The sequence below is a fragment of the Congregibacter sp. genome, assembly GCF_047617445.1.
GTDB lineage: Bacteria > Pseudomonadota > Gammaproteobacteria > Pseudomonadales > Halieaceae > Congregibacter.
Genome location: NZ_JBLGBE010000021.1, coordinates 18627 through 34538, shown reverse-complemented (window position 1 = coordinate 34538; position 15912 = coordinate 18627). Strand labels below are relative to the sequence as shown.

Annotated in this window: 16 protein-coding genes; 6 read left to right on the top strand and 10 right to left on the bottom strand. The window is 53.8% G+C overall.

From position 1 onward, the window contains the following. Positions 1-96: 96 nt before the first annotated feature. The 4 genes from ACI9KD_RS07210 to ACI9KD_RS07195 all read right to left on the bottom strand — a co-directional run bounded on the left by ACI9KD_RS07210 (position 97) and on the right by ACI9KD_RS07195 (position 1886). Positions 97-672, bottom strand: a complete 576-nt coding sequence (locus ACI9KD_RS07210) for a PspC domain-containing protein (protein ID WP_414980484.1) — start codon at positions 670-672, stop codon at positions 97-99. Then, complete coding sequence (pspB, locus tag ACI9KD_RS07205; protein WP_414980483.1) at positions 669-932, bottom strand: envelope stress response membrane protein PspB; 264 nt, start codon at positions 930-932, stop codon at positions 669-671. Before pspB ends, ACI9KD_RS07210 begins: the two co-directional genes overlap by 4 nt. Before the next feature lie 67 nt (positions 933-999). After that, positions 1000-1686: a phage shock protein PspA gene (pspA, locus tag ACI9KD_RS07200; protein WP_414980482.1), complete on the bottom strand. Its 687-nt coding sequence runs from the start codon at positions 1684-1686 to the stop codon at positions 1000-1002. A 2-nt stretch (positions 1687-1688) separates the two neighbouring features. Then, the gene (locus ACI9KD_RS07195; protein WP_414980481.1) at positions 1689-1886 is read right to left on the bottom strand and encodes a hypothetical protein; all 198 of its coding nucleotides are present in this window, start codon (positions 1884-1886) and stop codon (positions 1689-1691) included. Between the two features lie 199 nt (positions 1887-2085). On the opposite strand from ACI9KD_RS07195, the gene pspF reads away from it, so the two are divergent. Next, positions 2086-3159: a phage shock protein operon transcriptional activator gene (gene pspF, locus ACI9KD_RS07190; protein WP_414980480.1), complete on the top strand. Its 1074-nt coding sequence runs from the start codon at positions 2086-2088 to the stop codon at positions 3157-3159. A gap of 56 nt (positions 3160-3215) precedes the next feature. On the opposite strand, the gene ACI9KD_RS07185 is transcribed toward pspF, so the two are convergent. Then, entirely contained in the window at positions 3216-3410 is a 195-nt protein-coding gene (locus ACI9KD_RS07185; RefSeq protein WP_414980479.1) for a hypothetical protein, read from the bottom strand. Positions 3411-3591: 181 nt separating this feature from the next. On the opposite strand from ACI9KD_RS07185, the gene ACI9KD_RS07180 reads away from it, so the two are divergent. Further along, complete coding sequence (locus tag ACI9KD_RS07180) at positions 3592-4101, top strand: hypothetical protein (protein WP_414980478.1); 510 nt, start codon at positions 3592-3594, stop codon at positions 4099-4101. A 133-nt stretch (positions 4102-4234) separates the two neighbouring features. Here ACI9KD_RS07180 and ACI9KD_RS07175 read toward each other — a convergent pair whose 3' ends face one another. Next, positions 4235-5455, bottom strand: coding sequence for a pectin acetylesterase-family hydrolase (locus tag ACI9KD_RS07175; protein WP_414980477.1), 1221 nt, complete (start codon positions 5453-5455; stop codon positions 4235-4237). Positions 5456-5762: 307 nt separating this feature from the next. Between ACI9KD_RS07175 and ACI9KD_RS07170 the strand changes: the two genes are divergently transcribed. Continuing rightward, positions 5763-6143 (top strand): hypothetical protein, encoded by a 381-nt coding sequence (locus ACI9KD_RS07170; RefSeq protein WP_414980476.1) that lies wholly within the window; start codon positions 5763-5765, stop codon positions 6141-6143. Between the two features lie 226 nt (positions 6144-6369). Here the strand turns inward: ACI9KD_RS07170 and ACI9KD_RS07165 are convergent, their stop codons facing one another. After that, a complete protein-coding gene (locus tag ACI9KD_RS07165; RefSeq protein ID WP_414980475.1) occupies positions 6370-6759 on the bottom strand; it encodes a hypothetical protein in 390 nt (129 codons plus the stop codon). 440 nt (positions 6760-7199) lie between these two features. Here ACI9KD_RS07165 and ACI9KD_RS07160 point away from each other — a divergent pair, with 440 nt between their 5' ends. Then, positions 7200-8135, top strand: coding sequence for a sulfotransferase domain-containing protein (locus ACI9KD_RS07160; RefSeq protein WP_414980474.1), 936 nt, complete (start codon positions 7200-7202; stop codon positions 8133-8135). Positions 8136-9056: 921 nt separating this feature from the next. After that, positions 9057-10514: an NAD-dependent succinate-semialdehyde dehydrogenase gene (locus ACI9KD_RS07155; RefSeq protein ID WP_414980473.1), complete on the top strand. Its 1458-nt coding sequence runs from the start codon at positions 9057-9059 to the stop codon at positions 10512-10514. A 39-nt stretch (positions 10515-10553) separates the two neighbouring features. Here ACI9KD_RS07155 and speB read toward each other — a convergent pair whose 3' ends face one another. Genes speB through ACI9KD_RS07140 form a run of 3 tightly spaced genes read right to left on the bottom strand, consistent with a single transcriptional unit; the run spans position 10554 to position 14465 of the window. Further along, positions 10554-11507 (bottom strand): agmatinase, encoded by a 954-nt coding sequence (gene speB, locus ACI9KD_RS07150; RefSeq protein WP_414980472.1) that lies wholly within the window; start codon positions 11505-11507, stop codon positions 10554-10556. Positions 11508-11541: 34 nt separating this feature from the next. Continuing rightward, positions 11542-13038, bottom strand: coding sequence for a glycerol kinase GlpK (glpK, locus tag ACI9KD_RS07145; RefSeq protein ID WP_414980471.1), 1497 nt, complete (start codon positions 13036-13038; stop codon positions 11542-11544). Continuing rightward, positions 13038-14465: an aldehyde dehydrogenase family protein gene (locus tag ACI9KD_RS07140; protein WP_414980470.1), complete on the bottom strand. Its 1428-nt coding sequence runs from the start codon at positions 14463-14465 to the stop codon at positions 13038-13040. The genes glpK and ACI9KD_RS07140 overlap by 1 nt, the downstream gene beginning before the upstream one ends. Positions 14466-14679: 214 nt before the next feature. Here ACI9KD_RS07140 and ACI9KD_RS07135 point away from each other — a divergent pair, with 214 nt between their 5' ends. Further along, the gene (locus ACI9KD_RS07135) at positions 14680-15828 is read left to right on the top strand and encodes an acyl-CoA dehydrogenase family protein (protein ID WP_414980469.1); all 1149 of its coding nucleotides are present in this window, start codon (positions 14680-14682) and stop codon (positions 15826-15828) included. Positions 15829-15912 lie beyond the last annotated feature (84 nt).

Genomic DNA, 15912 nt, shown 5'->3' with positions numbered 1-15912 from the left:
GCCGATAAGCCGAACTAGCTCATCGCTGCATAATTACGTCTGCCGGAGAGGATACTCCGAGGAGCTCCGGGGGCAAACCCCGGGGTATTAGATAGATCAGAGTCTAGAAAACTCCTTATTAAGCTTATAGCGACGAGAGGTCACGTAGGTTTCCATACCCTCAACCCGCCGAAGCGCCGAATCAAGACGCTCTCTTGCACGAGCCAAGCGGACACTTGCGCTATCGCTGTAGCGAAACATTCTCTTGGGACGATAGTCCTGATAGCGCTCGTCATACTCCATCTCGGGACCAAAGGACTCTTCATTAGCAGATGCCGGAGCCGGAGCCGCAGCTGAGGCTTGCTCGGACTCCCGCTTGCGCCGACGACTGCTACGATCATCGGGTCGTGGGCTCAGCAGCAGACAAGCCGCGACATAAGTCCAGATCGCGAGCGTTCCGGTAAAAAGAAACGCACCAATAAACACCAAACGCACAACCCAGTCAGCAACATCCCAGTGGTCAGCGATTCCCGCCGCTACTCCGCAGATCTTGCCGTCCCGGCGATTTCGATAAAGCCCCATTCCCCATCCATGACGCTTGCGCTCCTGGTAGTAACGGAACTGCGCACCACCGTGACGACGCCCACGACGACTTCGACCACGGCGACGACTTTCGTCCGAATACTCGTTCATGAGCTTCTCCTTGTGCTGCTATCTTGATGTTCCTGGTCACGCCAATCCCCATGATCTGAATCCAGGATCGACTCCAGCGCCTGAATGCGCTCGGTCAGACGATCCACCGTGACCAAAATTTGCTCTACGTTTTCGCGATCGTCCTCGTTCAAACTGCGACTAGAACGATTGAGACTGCGGTAATGCAGCACTATCCACATGGGAGCAACAATCACTATAAATAGGATAGTGGGTACGAAAAGTAATTCGTAAAGTTCCATCTATGGCTCTCCGCGTCACAAGGTGATACTCCCATCCTGCACTATTGCTGCCGGGAGCGGAATGGGCTCAGACGTGCTTAGACGACTCGCCCGCACCCAGTTCGGCCTTTAACCGATCCAACTCTGCCGTGATTTTCTCATCTTGCTCCAGGGCATTGATTTCCGCCGCTAGCGACGGAGCTACATCCTTACCCATGTCCATCACTTCGAGCTGACCCTCCAGGTTATCCATACGCCGCTCAAAGTGATCGAAGCGGCCAAAAGCCTGATCCAAGGCATCACGGTTAACCTGCCGCTTGACCTTAATTCTCGACTCCACGGTCTGGGTACGCATCACTAGTGCTTTTTTCTTGGCCTTAGCATCGTTGAGTTTGGCTTGCAGCTTGCCAATCTCGTCGTTGAGCTGGTCAATATGCTCGTCCGTTGCAGCCAGCTCGGTGCTCACTGCCTCCAACTCGTCTTCAATTTCGCGCTTTTCCTGCAGGGCTGCCCTAGCAAGATCCTCACGGCCCTTACTAATTGCCAGCTTAGCTTTGTGCTCCCAGGACTGGGCCTCTGCCTGTAACTGCTCTACACGCCGGGTCGCCGCCTTACGATCTGCAAGCACCCTCGCCGATGAGCTACGAACCTCGACGAGCGTATCCTCCATTTCCTGAATGATAAGTCGAATCAGCTTTTCAGGATCCTCTGCCTGGTCAAGCAGCGCACTGATGTTTGAATTAATGATGTCGCTCATTCGCGAAAAAATACCCATAGTTACTCTCCTTGCGAGTTGCGTGGGGTGTCGACCCGGCGATGTGATGCATCACCTGGCGCAGAAATCAGATTCACAGCTTCTACAACAAGTACTATTTCAAAAAGCGAAACGAGTGCCAAAGAAGGTCCCGTGACTGTGGCAATACCGCAAGCAACGACCGCTAACGCGAGATAAATCGTTAAGCGGTCAGGTTGCATACAGAGATCCTTGTTGTGTTTTTGTTTCGCTCAGCCCAGATAATCCAATTTACGGGCCATAAACACCTCTAATTGTTATAAAACAATAGCTTAAGTTATAAACATAAAGTTAAATATTCAAACTAGTGTAAGTTATGTGGTAGTAAAAACCACCTTTATTGGTTTATTTGACCACCTTTATTGGTAGAATAGACCTATTATGAGCCAGCCTGACAATATGCTCGGAGAGTCCAACGCCTTAACCGAGGCGCTGGACCACCTCTCACTACTTGCGACTATCCAACGTCCCGTACTTGTATTGGGCGAACGAGGCACCGGAAAAGAGCTAGCGGCCGAACGACTGCACTTTCTTTCTAGCCGCTGGGAAGCACCCTTTGTAAAAGTGAACTGCGCAGCGATGGCAGAAACCCTGCTCGAAAGCGAGTTGTTTGGACACGAAGCCGGTGCCTTTACCGGGGCATCCCGATTACATGTAGGACGCTTTGAGCGCGCGGACGGCGGCACCCTACTTCTGGACGAGGTGGGCACCATGTCTCCCCGCCTGCAGGAAAAACTCTTAAGACTTATTGAGTACGGCGAATTCGAGCGTGTGGGTGGGCAACGTACTCTGCGGGTGGACGTTCGCGTTATCGGCTCGACTAACGCCGACCTGCGATCCATGACCGACGCGCAAACCTTTCGTGCCGACCTCCTAGATCGTTTGAGTTTCGATGTCGTCCATATGCCGGCTCTACGCCATCGTGATAACGACGTGATGCTACTGGCTCGCCACTTTGCGGTACAAATGAGCGCGGAGTTAACTTGGGACCAGTTCCCGGGCTTTGGACCCGCCGCGCTGCTGCAGCTTCGGGAGCATCACTGGCCGGGGAATGTTCGAGAGCTGAAAAATGTTGTGGAACGCTCCTTGCACCGCTGGGCGGATCAGGACAGGACTGTGGAGACGCTGGTAATCGACCCCTTCGAAAGCCCCTGGACCGACACTGACTCGTACTCAGCGGTGGTGTTCGAACCGCAGAAGCCCCACCAGTCTGCACCAGGGAACTTAGCAACATTGCCCGAAGCGGCCCCCCGGGGCTCATCCACCGCACTGCCCCATACAAAAGGTCTGCGCGACAGCGTCGATGATTTTGAGAAAAAATTGCTTCTGACGTCGTTGGAGCATCACGACTTTAATCAACGGCGCACTGCCGAGGCTCTAGGCCTTAGCTATGATCAGCTGCGCGGCCTCGTTCGCAAACACAAGCTTCGGACCCGACAAAAACAGGCCCGCTAGGGGCCTCGCTCTGCCCATATTATCGGTACATGGCGAGCGACACAGAATCAGGTGACCTACTCTTCTTTGTTATCCAAAGCTTGCAAACGCGTCTGAGCCGCGTCTTGTAAAGTTTGTTCCAGCGCTTCGGCTTTCTCAAGGGACTGCCGATATTCCGCAGGAACAGCGCCGTCACCCTTCCCGCCACCAGAAGCCTCGAACAGTACCCATCCGATCGCCGCAAGCGCCAGAATCATTCCAATGAGTCGCATAGTGCATCTCCTTTCCCGCAAAGTAGCACAAGGTCACAGTTTCGTTGGGCTCCGCAGATCATATCGCGACACTCCCAACGTTAAGAAAAGATACGAGTGTTGCATTGATCTGTTGAATTCGCACCTAGAAGCCGACCTACATGTATCCTTATCGAAGACTTAAATTGGCTGGCGAATCACAATGAACTGGGATGCTTTTAGCGCAGTTGGGGAATGGGTCGGAGTAATAGCGGTTGTCGTAACGCTGTTTTATCTGGCAAGACAAATCCACCAACACAACATACACAATGACTTGGTGATTCAGGAAACCATTCTAGACGGCTTCAATGCGGCAAATACTCTGCTCGCCAGTGATGGGCATCTCGCCGCCCTTTTTATTCGCGGACTACATACGCCTGATAACCTCAACGATAAGGAGGCGGCGCAGTTTCAATGGGTGTTTCGTCTCTATGTGAATGTTTATCTGAAGATTTACCGATTGAAACAAAAGCGCGCGATTTCTGAACAGGATTGGTTGAGCCACGCAGCTACGGGTGGTGCGCTGTTTAGTAGTCCTGGTGGGCAGCTTTGGATTATGTCCAATGCAGACCCTGCCAACGCGGACTTTTATGATTCTATTAGAAAAATGGCGCCGCTGGATCACACCATTATCGAAGCGCTTTCTCTCGGCAGGGCAGAAAGCTGGGAATGACGTTAACTGGGTTGAAAGCGAAGTCACCTAGCCGACCACTTTCGCCTACTTTGAGACGTTAGCATTCTTAAATGTCAGGCAATAAAAAGCCCACCGAAGTGGGCTTGTTGAGTGCTTGCCTATGTTGGATGTCTTACGGATTAGCGCCCGCTTCGACAATGTTTACCCAGCCATCGCCGCCTTCCACAAATTCACTAGCCCACTGATAAAAAGGCACACCATCTGCCTGGAAAAAGTAGAACCCTGGGTTGCCCAAAACCGTATGCTCCTGAGCATCACCGCGAATGAAAAGCTTATATCTATCTGGATACATAGCGTTGATGGGTTCGTGAACACCTAGAAGAAGGTCTCTGTAATCTGCAGGGTCACTTAGGAAAGTAAAGCCGCGGATGACTATGTCACCATCAGTGCTATACAGGGCTCCCTTATAACCATTGTCGTTTTCAAGAGTCCATTTAATGAACGCGCCTTGGTCACTGCCAGGAACAACATCACAATCACCGCAGCTTTTTGGATAAAACTGGGCAAATTGCCAATCAAAATCCTGTTGCACCGCACCAAACGTCGGGCTGCTGAGGCTAGGGCCAGAATCATTCAGCACGAACAGGTCCGCAGCCGGTGGGAAAACGAACCGATAAACTGACGGTGCAAACGCCGAGACGCCATATCCCCCGGCGCTTATTCCCGAGAGGACAACTCGCTTAGCATTTGGGTGGAGGTCTCGAGCCAGGTCAAGTCCCGCGGTTAAGTTGCGGAGTCCTCTGTGATAACGACGATCAGTCTCCGCACCTGTTGCCAATGCAAAGTTTGGGTCAACTACTTCGTTATCGCCAGTAAACACAGACCCATCACAGTAGCTGATGAATACCTTCGAATAATTTTCAAATGGGTTATCGATACCAACTGCGTCAAACCCATCATCAAATATTCCTCCCGTAGGCGCGGTACTGTTAGCCGTCAGGCTACATTGATAACTATTCTGCACACACGCACCGCCACCATCGAGTACGATTAACACGTCTTTGGCTGCTTTTTGCTCGTGAAAAACGGTGAAGTCGGAGCCATCAATACAAATCGGGCCGTTACCACCCTCACTGTCGTACGTGTACTTATTCCAGCCACCCATTGATTCAGGCTTTCCAGCGGGCGTGAACTTTCCGACGTATTTGTTGACTCCAGCCTTTCGCAGCTCCTTTTTTGCCGCCGGCTCTAAACCAGGAGGCTTGGCGTCAACGGAAAGCGTGGTGATAGCTGCCGTGGCAGCCAATAGTGAGGTGAGTAGTACTTTATGCATCATTATTGCTTTTCCTCGATATCGGAATTTATTGTCAACTTGGAGCTGCGCCCTAGACACAGGACAACAATTCCCAATAATAGTCTACACACATTAGGCGATAGAATCGAAGTGCCGTCGTGAGTCGGTATCTTGCAGATAGCTGACGCTCTAACCATTTATTTCGGTGCTTGCCCAATGACCGCCTTGAGGTGTTTTGAGACATGACTAGAGACCGCTTTCGCCTAGGAGCGGAAGTTTGGGCTGGCTGGGGTGAAGCGGCTGCTGACGACCCGAAGCGGTAACCCAGCGCCTGCTGAAGGAGTTGATTTCGAGGGTGGTATCGGTCAGCGTAGACAGTGATTCAACTAGAGGATTCGGAATCATCATGACGGAGTTTGAGCTCTTCGAACTACTCAGCATCGCGAACGACAGAGTCGACTCAAATTTTCAATTCTGGATGTCGGCCAGCTTTGCTGTTCTGATGGCTTTTTATTTCGCCGCAGGAAAGATCAGAGGGTTAATAAAGTGGACTGTGTTGTTGCTCTATCTTTCTTCGACCTTAATGTTCTTATTCCGGGTCCAGGCGGCTGGTCGAATGGCCACACGCATCAGGGCGGACCTGGAAACGATGAATAGCGAATACCTCACGGTAGGGGCAGAGGCTAGCGCAATTTTCATAGGTGCACCGTTAATGCTGATCGCCTGCCTAGGCACGCTGGCGACCGCGTACTTCTGTTTCAACTCTGAAAAGATTCTCAGCAAGTGAGAAGTTTGATCGATTGCTGGTGACGGCTGTTTCTGGCCGGAAGTGGCCGGAAGTAGCAGTTAGAACAATAGGATGCTGCTCCGCGCTAAAGACCGCCTTGAGGTGTTCTGGGACATAGCCAGAGACCACTCTCGCCTGCAGTGGCCTCTCAGCTTCGGTGATGCATCTGTAAAAATCAGTGTGCCCATTTCGCGCCGACAAGCGCCATTAGAGTTCAGTTCGCGCATCACTCGATGCTAGTCAGTGGCGGGCATCGTGCCTCAACGTCCGAAACAAGCTGCTCGGCAATATACCCATCAAAGGATTGCCATACTTCGATCACCGCTGGCGAACGCGAAAAAGTAAAACAAAGGATCGATAGGCCGTCTTCATGCTGATCGAAATCAATGATTCCTCGTTCGTAGTACTTCCAAGATGCTTCACCGTAAGTCAACCATACTGAAAAATAACTGATTAACTGTGTCCTTTGTGCAGCAGTGAAACCGTGCGTTTCATCTAGCTTATCGCTTTGGGAAGCTCTCACAATTAGCTCATTCAACCCTGCGTCGGTCATCCGGGCGATATTGAGGTCTGCAAGCATTTCGTTTATGGATCGCACTCCCTCGGCTTCAGCCAAATTGTTCGCCTGACGTAACTCTAAGCCCACAAAGACCAACGAAAGCACGATACTAATTGCACCAGCTAACTCAGCTAGCCTGCGGAGCGTTGAGTTTTGTGACACCTGAAAAAATCTCTACTCAAGAGTGGACCTCGAATATACCAGCGTAACGAAGGCGCGTGCGATTGAGCGTCAAACCGATTTGGTTGCTTACGCCATGGTTTGCTATCCGATGACCGCCTTGAGGTGTTTTGAGCCATTGCTAAAGACCGCTTCCGCCTACTTTGCGACATTGGGGCAAAAATGCAGCGATGTCCGCTTTCGACCCACTCCCGCCTGTCGAGAAATCTATGATGGGGTTGAGGCAAGGCTCGGTGATGCCGAGCGGGGCCTGTGACACTAGAGACCCACCGCTTTTGTGACACAATGTGGCGGCGATGAGGGGTAGAGAGATGGACATGAAGGAAGGCAAGCGTTACCGCAATCTGGTCTGGGACAGCAATCGCTGGGAGGGTTTCGAGTTCCGCCCTGGCGACATCATCATCAGCACGCCGCCGAAAAGCGGTACCACATGGACGCAGATGCTTTGCGCCATGCTGATCTTTGACGCCATCCATTTCCCCGACATCATGGACAATCTGTCGCCCTGGCTCGACATGAACACCCGCAGCCGCGATGAGATTTTTGACCTGCTCGCTGCCCAGAAGCATCGCCGCTTCATCAAGACCCACACGCCTCTCGACGGTCTCCCGCGGGCACCGGAGGTCACCTATGTCATTGTGGGCCGCGACCCGCGCGACGTAGCCATTTCGATGGAGCATCACTTTGCCAACATGGACTTCGATTCGCTTATCGCTACCCGGGGCGCCGCTGTGGGCAACGATGATCTCGGTGATTTTCCGCCGCCTCCGCCCCCTTCGGAGGACCCCGTCGAACGGATGCGTCAGTTCGTCGAGAGCGAGGCGGCAATCACCACCTTCGATTCGGTGGTTGGGCACCTTCGCGATGGATGGGATGCCCGTGATCAGCCGAACGTGGCTCTGTTTCACTATCGCGATTACCAGCACGACCTGCCGGAGGAGTTGCGGCGACTGGCGAGTGTGCTGGGTATAGACCTCGACGAGAAGCGCGCCGCTGTGTTCGCCGACGCCGCCGGGCTTTCGAGCATGCGGGAGCGGGCCGAAGAACTGGGGCCGGATATGGGGAGAAGTCATTGGCTCGACACGAAGCGATTCTTTCGCAGCGGTGGTCGCGGTGAGTGGGCGGATCGGTTCACCGACGTACTAGCGAAGCGCTATGGCGAGAGGTTGGAAGAGTATGCAGCGGGCGACCAGGATTTCGTTGACTGGATTCACGAGGGTCGCCGCAGCGGCGGGGTAGACCTCCCGCGCTAAGAGTCATCCTCGCCGCCCCGCGTACGGCTGCAAAAAGCATTAAGTCACCTCTTTATAGAGGACCTTTTCGGACTAAAGATCGAAATCAGGCCGCGGCTCAATTCGCGCCTGTTTTCGCCTAAATAAGAGCATTTTCATCCCGGAATTTACTTGAGCTCGGTGTCGGGGGAGCGGCCGCAGTTGGCCGAAAGCGGTCCTAAAAACTACGTGGTTTGACCTTCACCGACCGGCCGCTATGAGGTGTAAGCGGAAGTTAACCGTTTACGCACCGAGGGGCTAGGCGGCAGAAGGTACTCGGCGCTAACGTATCAAGTGCTCAAGCACGGAGAGAATCAATGAGTCAGACGGTCGATGAAGATCGCCAGCACGCGCTGATGTGTCAGGAGTGTAGTAAGCAGCGAGCACACAACTGGAACACGCGGCAGGAGACATGGGAATGCGCTATCTGCGGAAATTTGAACACAGGCTCTGCCGCCCACCGAAAGCCAGAAAGGGGTTTAGGTAACAAGCAAAAACTGATCATAGCAACGGAAGTTTTCTACGAGATGTTTGGGGCTACGGGCGTTCTAGCTGGGCTAATCGTCCTAGGATCGTTGGCGTATTGGCTCTTTAGTTGATATCCCGTTTGCGCACCGCGGGGCTGACGGTAGGAGGCCATCGAGCATTGCAGGGTACGTAGTCCAGACCCCCTGCCCTTAGCTGCTGTGTTCAGCCGGGAGTAGTTGCCACTGATCTAGGGCAGTACCCCAAACACCGTTGGGTCCAGACCAAGCTCCGCCGTAAAGACCCCAACAAGGCTAAAAACCGGCCCTTTGGATACCCCTCCCCAGGCGAAAAATAAGTGCCCTCAAACATTTCCTAATGACGCCTGTCCTTGTAACGTACGTGCCCTGAGTTTTCGATTTAATTAAGGAGTTACTCATGACACTTCCGCTCTCGGACATGTCCCTGCTGCGCATCGGTGCCTATATCAATGGACAGTGGGTCGCTGCAGACGATGGCAAGACTCTCCCCATACTCAACCCTTCAAGCGGCGAAGAAATCGTCAGCATCGCTAGCGTTGGCGCAGCAGAAACCCGGCGCGCTATCGAGGCCGCAGAAATCGCTATGAACAGCTGGAAGCGCCTACCCGCAAAAACTCGCGCGCAGACGCTGCGCCGCTGGTTCGACCTGATCATGAGCCATCAGGAGGATCTGGCAATCCTTATGACCGCGGAGCAGGGCAAACCTCTCGCAGAGTCTCGAGGCGAAGTTGCTTACGGCGCCGCTTACGTAGAGTGGTTTGGAGAAGAAGCCAAGCGACTCTACGGAGATGTGATACCAGGCCCGGGAGAAGACAAGCGTATCGTGTGCATTAAACAACCCGTAGGCGTCGTTGCAGCGATCACGCCCTGGAACTTTCCTATCGCCATGATCACGCGCAAGGCCGCGCCGGCGCTCGCCGCGGGATGCACCATCGTGATCAAACCTGCGAGTGAAACGCCGCTCTGCGCGCTTGCCCTGGCTGAACTCGCGGAGCGAGCCGGGATTCCTGCCGGTGTATTGAACGTCGTCGCAGGATCAGCACGAGAGATTGGCGGCGAACTTACCGCTAATCCCATAGTGCGAAAGCTGACCTTCACCGGCTCTACCCCCATCGGCAAAGTACTAGAAGCCCAGTGCGCAGACACCATGAAGAAGACCTCCATGGAGCTTGGGGGTAACGCACCCTTTATCGTGTTTGACGATGCTGATCTAGACGCTGCCGTGGCCGGAGCAATGATTTCGAAGTATCGTAATGCAGGTCAAACCTGTGTGTGCTCAAATCGAATATTTGTTCAAAATAGCGTCTACGACGCCTTCGTCGATAAGCTGGTGGCCAAAGCGCGCGAGCTCACAGTGGGTGATGGCATGCAGGACGGCGTTGCCCTGGGCCCGCTGATTAACGCTAAGGCCGCCGCCGATGTTCATAAACTGGTTCAGGCATCTGTTGCCAGCGGCGCAAAAGTGGCTTTGGGCGGTGGTCCTCACGAATTAGGCGGCTGCTTTTATCAACCTACTGTACTTACAGAAGTCGACAGCACGATGGCCGTTTTTCGGAATGAAATTTTCGGCCCTGTTGCGCCGATCATTCGTTTCGACACCGAAGAAGAAGTGGTTGCCATGGCGAATGACACTGAGTTTGGACTCGCGTCCTACTTCTACACCCGAGATATCGGACGCGTATGGCGCGTGGGTGAAGCCCTTGAATACGGCATTGTGGGGATCAATGAGGGCATCATTTCTAACGAAATGGCACCCTTCGGCGGCGTCAAGGAGTCCGGATCGGGTCGTGAAGGATCTCGTTACGGAATGGACGACTACGTCGAAATTAAATACATGCTCATGGGTGGCCTATAAACGAGGCTTGAGGCGAGCCCTCGAATACCAGGGCGGAACTCAGTCCCGCCGCTGACAACCGGGAAAGCTGCATAGCATTTCGAACATCAGGTTCGCGGCCAGCAAGGCCGTGTTTCCTGTTGTGTCGTAGGGTGGAGAAACCTCTACAAGATCGGCACCCACGAGGTTTGTACCGAAGACTCCGCGAATAACCTCCAGACCCTGAGAGCTCATCAGACCGGCCGGCTCCGGTGTCCCAGTGCCCGGTGCAACGGATGGATCCAGCCCATCAATATCAAAGCTCAAATACACCGGGTGATCGGGGCCAATCTGCTCCCGCACTTCGGCCATCAGTGGATCCAAGGATTTATACCAGCACTCTTCTGCCGGCACGATCCGAACCCCCCGTTGACGCGCCCAGTCGAAATCATCAGCCGCATACCCCGTCGCTCTCAGGCCGATCTGCACCATTTTCGCCGGGTCGATGAGCCCTTCCTCAAGGGCCCGTCGAAAGATGGTGCCGTGAGTAATTGACTCACCAAACATATGGTCGTTCATGTCGGCATGCGCGTCCACATGTACTACCGCCAACGGTCCGTGAATCTTTGCCTGCGCGCGCAGTATCGGCAAGGTAATCGTATGATCCCCGCCCATGGCCAAAGTCTTGGCCCCGGTCGCTAACAGGCCATCAAAGTGCTTTTCAATAATTTCAATAGACTTTTCGAGGTTGTAGGTGTTCAGAGCAACATCGCCGGTATCCGCTACCTGGAAAGAATCAAAGGGCGCCGCTTTAGTGGCCATGCCATAGGGTCGTACCAGCACCGACTCTGCTCGTATTTGTCGAGGCCCGTAGCGTGAGCCAGCCCGATTACTCGTACCACAATCGAGTGGCACGCCTACCAACGCGATATCCAGATTCTCAGCAGACAACTGCACAGGCAGACGAAACATACTCGCGATGCCGGCAAAACGTGGCATCTCATTCCCGGATAGGGGCTGATTAAACTCGCTCACTCGACACTCGCTTCTTTCATGGTTAATTTTCGGATTAGACTGATTTGGCAAGCGTCTGATCGACTGCCGCCTGCCAACTCTGCATTCTTTGACGACGCTTTGCTGCCGTAATAGCTACGCTAAACTCACGTTCAGGCTGCCAAATACGCTTGATTTCAGCGGTATTTCTCCACAAACCCACACCGATTCCAGCAAGGTAGCTCGCTCCTGCGACTGTGGTTTCGGTTACGCGAGGACGTACCAGTTTCCTGCCAAGGTAGTCAGCTTGCGTCTGCATAAGCAGGTCGTTCGCAGCGGCTCCTCCATCAACACGCAGTGGCCGCATACGCTTTCCGAGATCCGCTTCCATACAACGCAGGATATCCACGTTCTGCAAGGCCATCGCATCGAGGGTTGCCCGGGCAATATGCCCAGCATCGCTTCCTCGCGTAAGTCCGGTAATCAAACCTCGGGCGTCAGGTGCCCAGTGCGGTGCGCCAAGTCCCGTCAGCGCAGGAACAAACTCCACACCGTCATGATCCGGCACACTCGCGGCCAGCGCTTCGATATCCGGCGCTCGCTTGATCAGCTTCAAACCATCTCGCAACCACTGCACTGCTGCACCGCAGACAAAAGCGCCGCCCTCAAGTGCATACACCGGCGCCTGCTGATCCAATTGCCAGGCCACGGTTGTTAGCAAACCAGACTTAGAAACAATCCGTTCACTCCCGGTATTCATAACGATAAAAGAACCCGTGCCGTAGGTGCACTTGGTGTCTCCGGCAGAGAAACAAGCCTGACCGAAGAGTGCAGCCTGTTGATCTCCGGCAATTCCCGCAATGGGAATACCGTCAGGAAGTCCACGAATACCTCGGGTATGTCCAAACACACCGCTGCTTGGACGTATTTCGGGAAGGATATTTTCTGGCACTTCAAACAGGCGCAACAGCTCTGGATCCCAACTCAGACTCTTCAAATTCATCAGGGAAGTCCGCGCGGCATTACTGACATCTGTCGCGTGCTGCTCGCCGCCGGTCAAATGCCAGAGTAAGAAACTGTCCATAGTCCCCGCGGCCAGCGCACCCGCTTTCAAGGCGCGTTTCGCAGCGGGCACCTCACGCAGCAACCAACGGAATTTGCTGGCACTGAAATAGGGATCCAAAACCAGACCGCTACGCTTGCGGACTAATTTTTCATGCCCCGCCGCTCGCAGCGCCTCGCAAAAATCAGCGGTGCGCCGACATTGCCACACGATGGCGTTGTTTAGCGCCTCGCCAGTACGGCGATCCCAAACCACCGAGGTCTCGCGCTGGTTAGTGATGCCTAAAGCGGCAATATCTGAAGGCTTGCAGAGTTTTTTGCGCAGCAAGCGCGAAAGCGCTTTTTCTACGGATGTCCAAATAGCGTCTGGCTGATGTTCTACCCAGCCCGGCTTAGGAAAAATTTGAGGGAATTCAACGTTAACTCTGGCACAGAGCTGCCCCTGCGAATCAACCAGGGCAACGGTACTACCCGTCGTGCCCTGATCAATCGCAAGAATAAAATCAGCCATTAGGCCGCAAAACCCTCCATGGCCTTAATTTCGAGATAGTCAGTGAAGCCATGCTCGCCCCACTCTCGACCGTTCCCTGACTGCTTGTAACCGCCAAAGGGAACTTCATAGCCACCGGCAGCGCCGTTGATATGAATGTTGCCGGCACGGATGCGTCGTCCAACGCTTCGCGCATGCTCAATATCGCCACTCTGAACGTAGCCCGCCAAGCCGTAAGGCGTGTCGTTGGCCATTGCAATCGCTTCATCCTCAGTCTCGTAAGGAAGAATGGTCAACACGGGGCCAAAGATCTCTTCTCTCGCAATGGTCATCATATTGTTGACGCCAGAAAATACCGTTGGCTTCACGTAGTAGCCCGCGTCTAAACCATCAGGACGACCGGTACCGCCAGCAACCAGGGTCGCTCCCTCATCGATACCTGCCTGAATCAGGCCCTGAATCTTGTTGAATTGGACCTCAGAAACCACCGGGCCGACTTGCGTCGCCGAGTCTGCTGGATCACCGACAACAACCGCGGCAGCGACATTGCGAGCGATCTCTTCGACTTCTGCCAGTCGCGCAGCCGGAACGAACATACGAGATGGCGCATTACATGACTGACCGCTATTGACGAACATGCTCATGACACCGCGAGAAACGGCTTCTTGGAAGTCCGCATCATCGAGAACAATATTGGGTGACTTACCACCCAGCTCTTGAGTCACTCTCTTCACCGTAGGCGCGGCATTCATAGCGACCTGAGTACCCGCTCGAGTTGAGCCGGTAAACGACATCATGTCGACATCCGGGTGCTTGGACAGCGCGGCGCCAACCGTTGGACCATCACCGTGTACCATGTTGAAGACACCAGCAGGCACGCCCGCCTCGTGCATGATTTCCGCCCAAACTTGTGCGGACAAAGGCGCTATCTCACTCGGCTTGAGCACAATAGTGCAGCCAACCGCCAAAGCAGGAGCCACCTTGCAGGCGATCTGATTCACGGGCCAGTTCCAGGGTGTGATCATGCCACAAACGCCAATCGGCTCTTTGATGACCCGGTGCTTCCCAAGATCTTCTTCAAATTCATAGTCACGAAGCACATCCAGAGCTTGCTGCAAGTGCCCGAGGCCTGTGTGGGCTTGCGCCGTTTCTGCCAGGCCCTTAGGCGCTCCCATCTCAGTACGAATGGCTTCAGCTATATCCTGATAGCGAGACTGGTACACCTCAATACAGCGCTCAAGCAAAGCAATGCGCTCTTCCCGGCTGCTGTAACCATAGGTTGCGAATGCCGCTTTTGCCGCAGCCACGGCACGATCAATATCGGCCTCTGAACCCAGAGAGATTCGAGCGCAAACAGTCTCGTGCGCTGGATCTATGACATCGAAGGGTTTGGCGACCGCTGGGTCAACCCACTCGCCATTGATATAAAACTGTAGGTGCTCTCGCATAAAATATGCTCCGTTATTGTAGTTGCGTCGAAAATCCGAGCGAGGAGTTTAGCACCGCAGCACCTCAAGAAAAGCACCTCTTCAGGGTAGTCTTTTAGATTTACTGAACGTCACCCGTTCAAAGCGTCCCCTTGAGAGCCTTCCTTGCACACAGCCAGGGTATCCACCACAATATTCCCCCTCTAAATATCCACAAAAGCTGGGGAATTACACCATGAACATGGACATCGGCGACGATGAAATGACCCTCTTCCGCGATATGGCGCGAAGAGCATTTGAGCAAGAAATCAGCCCTTATTTTGAATCCTGGGAAAAGAACCATTTAGTCCCCCGTGAGTTCTGGAACACCATGGGTATGGCCGGCCTTCTGTGTGCGGACGTTGATGAAGCTTACGGCGGCGCCGGAACTGCGCCCCATGTAACGCTCATGCTCATAGAAGAGCTATCGCGCATGGGCTTTGGCGGCATCGCCACCGGTTATGGCATTCACTCCAATATCGTTGCTCCCTACATCAGCCGCCATGGCACCGACGAGCAGAAACAACAATGGCTGCCGAAAATGGTCAGTGGCGAGGCTTTTGGTGCGCTAGCCATGACTGAGCCGGGTGCAGGCTCCGACGTACAAGGCATTCGCACCAGTGCAGTTCGCGATGGTGACGAGTGGATACTCAATGGATCAAAAATCTTCATCACTAATGGTATTCATGCAAACATCGTTGTAGTCGCCGCCATTACTGATCCAGGAAAAGGCGCTAAGGGTACATCCTTGTTTTTGGTCGACACGACCCTACCGGGATTTGAAAAGAGTCGTAAGATCGAAAAAATTGGACAGCACACCTCTGACACAGCGCAGCTTTTTTTCCAGGATGTGAGACTTCCGGCTAATGCCCTCCTTGGCGAAGAAAATCGCGGCTTCGTGATCATGATGGAAGAACTGCCCCGAGAACGCCTAGGTATTGCCGCTCAGGCTGTAGGTGCTGCCGAGGGCGCGCTGGACATCACCGTAGACTACGTCAAGGAGCGCAAAGCCTTCGGACAGACTATTGGAGAGTTTCAAAATACGCGATTTAAACTCGCGGACGTCAAAACCCAGATCGGACTGAGCCGCGCGCTTTATGAGCAATGCGCTGACGAGTACGCCCATGGCGCATTGACGGCCGATAAAGCCGCTATGCTCAAACTTGCTTCCTGTGAAATGCAATGCAGCACCATCGATGATTGCCTACAGCTGTTCGGCGGTTACGGTTACACCGTGGAATACCCTATCTCACGCTTTTACACCGACGCACGTATTCAGCGTATCTACGGAGGGTCATCGGAGATCATGCGCGAACTGGTAGCTCGCACCATGCTCGGAAAGTGAAGTCTGAAGTAAGGTGCGACCGGCCTCATCAGCTCTCGGATCGTCTGCGGGTCTCCCTTGCAGAAGCCACCAGATTCAGGTTTT

What these genes read in the sequence shown, in the direction of transcription:
- ACI9KD_RS07195 (WP_414980481.1), bottom strand. Translation starts at nt 1,886, where the DNA reads ATGCAACCTGACCGCTTAACGATTTATCTCGCGTTAGCGGTCGTTGCT.
- pspB (WP_414980483.1), bottom strand. Translation starts at nt 932, where the DNA reads ATGGAACTTTACGAATTACTTTTCGTACCCACTATCCTATTTATAGTG.
- ACI9KD_RS07155 (WP_414980473.1), top strand. Translation starts at nt 9,057, where the DNA reads ATGACACTTCCGCTCTCGGACATGTCCCTGCTGCGCATCGGTGCCTAT.
- ACI9KD_RS07185 (WP_414980479.1), bottom strand. Translation starts at nt 3,410, where the DNA reads ATGCGACTCATTGGAATGATTCTGGCGCTTGCGGCGATCGGATGGGTA.
- ACI9KD_RS07180 (WP_414980478.1), top strand. Translation starts at nt 3,592, where the DNA reads ATGAACTGGGATGCTTTTAGCGCAGTTGGGGAATGGGTCGGAGTAATA.
- pspF (WP_414980480.1), top strand. Translation starts at nt 2,086, where the DNA reads ATGAGCCAGCCTGACAATATGCTCGGAGAGTCCAACGCCTTAACCGAG.
- ACI9KD_RS07210 (WP_414980484.1), bottom strand. Translation starts at nt 672, where the DNA reads ATGAACGAGTATTCGGACGAAAGTCGTCGCCGTGGTCGAAGTCGTCGT.
- ACI9KD_RS07160 (WP_414980474.1), top strand. Translation starts at nt 7,200, where the DNA reads ATGAAGGAAGGCAAGCGTTACCGCAATCTGGTCTGGGACAGCAATCGC.
- glpK (WP_414980471.1), bottom strand. Translation starts at nt 13,038, where the DNA reads ATGGCTGATTTTATTCTTGCGATTGATCAGGGCACGACGGGTAGTACC.
- ACI9KD_RS07170 (WP_414980476.1), top strand. Translation starts at nt 5,763, where the DNA reads ATGACGGAGTTTGAGCTCTTCGAACTACTCAGCATCGCGAACGACAGA.
- ACI9KD_RS07140 (WP_414980470.1), bottom strand. Translation starts at nt 14,465, where the DNA reads ATGCGAGAGCACCTACAGTTTTATATCAATGGCGAGTGGGTTGACCCA.
- ACI9KD_RS07135 (WP_414980469.1), top strand. Translation starts at nt 14,680, where the DNA reads ATGAACATGGACATCGGCGACGATGAAATGACCCTCTTCCGCGATATG.
- pspA (WP_414980482.1), bottom strand. Translation starts at nt 1,686, where the DNA reads ATGGGTATTTTTTCGCGAATGAGCGACATCATTAATTCAAACATCAGT.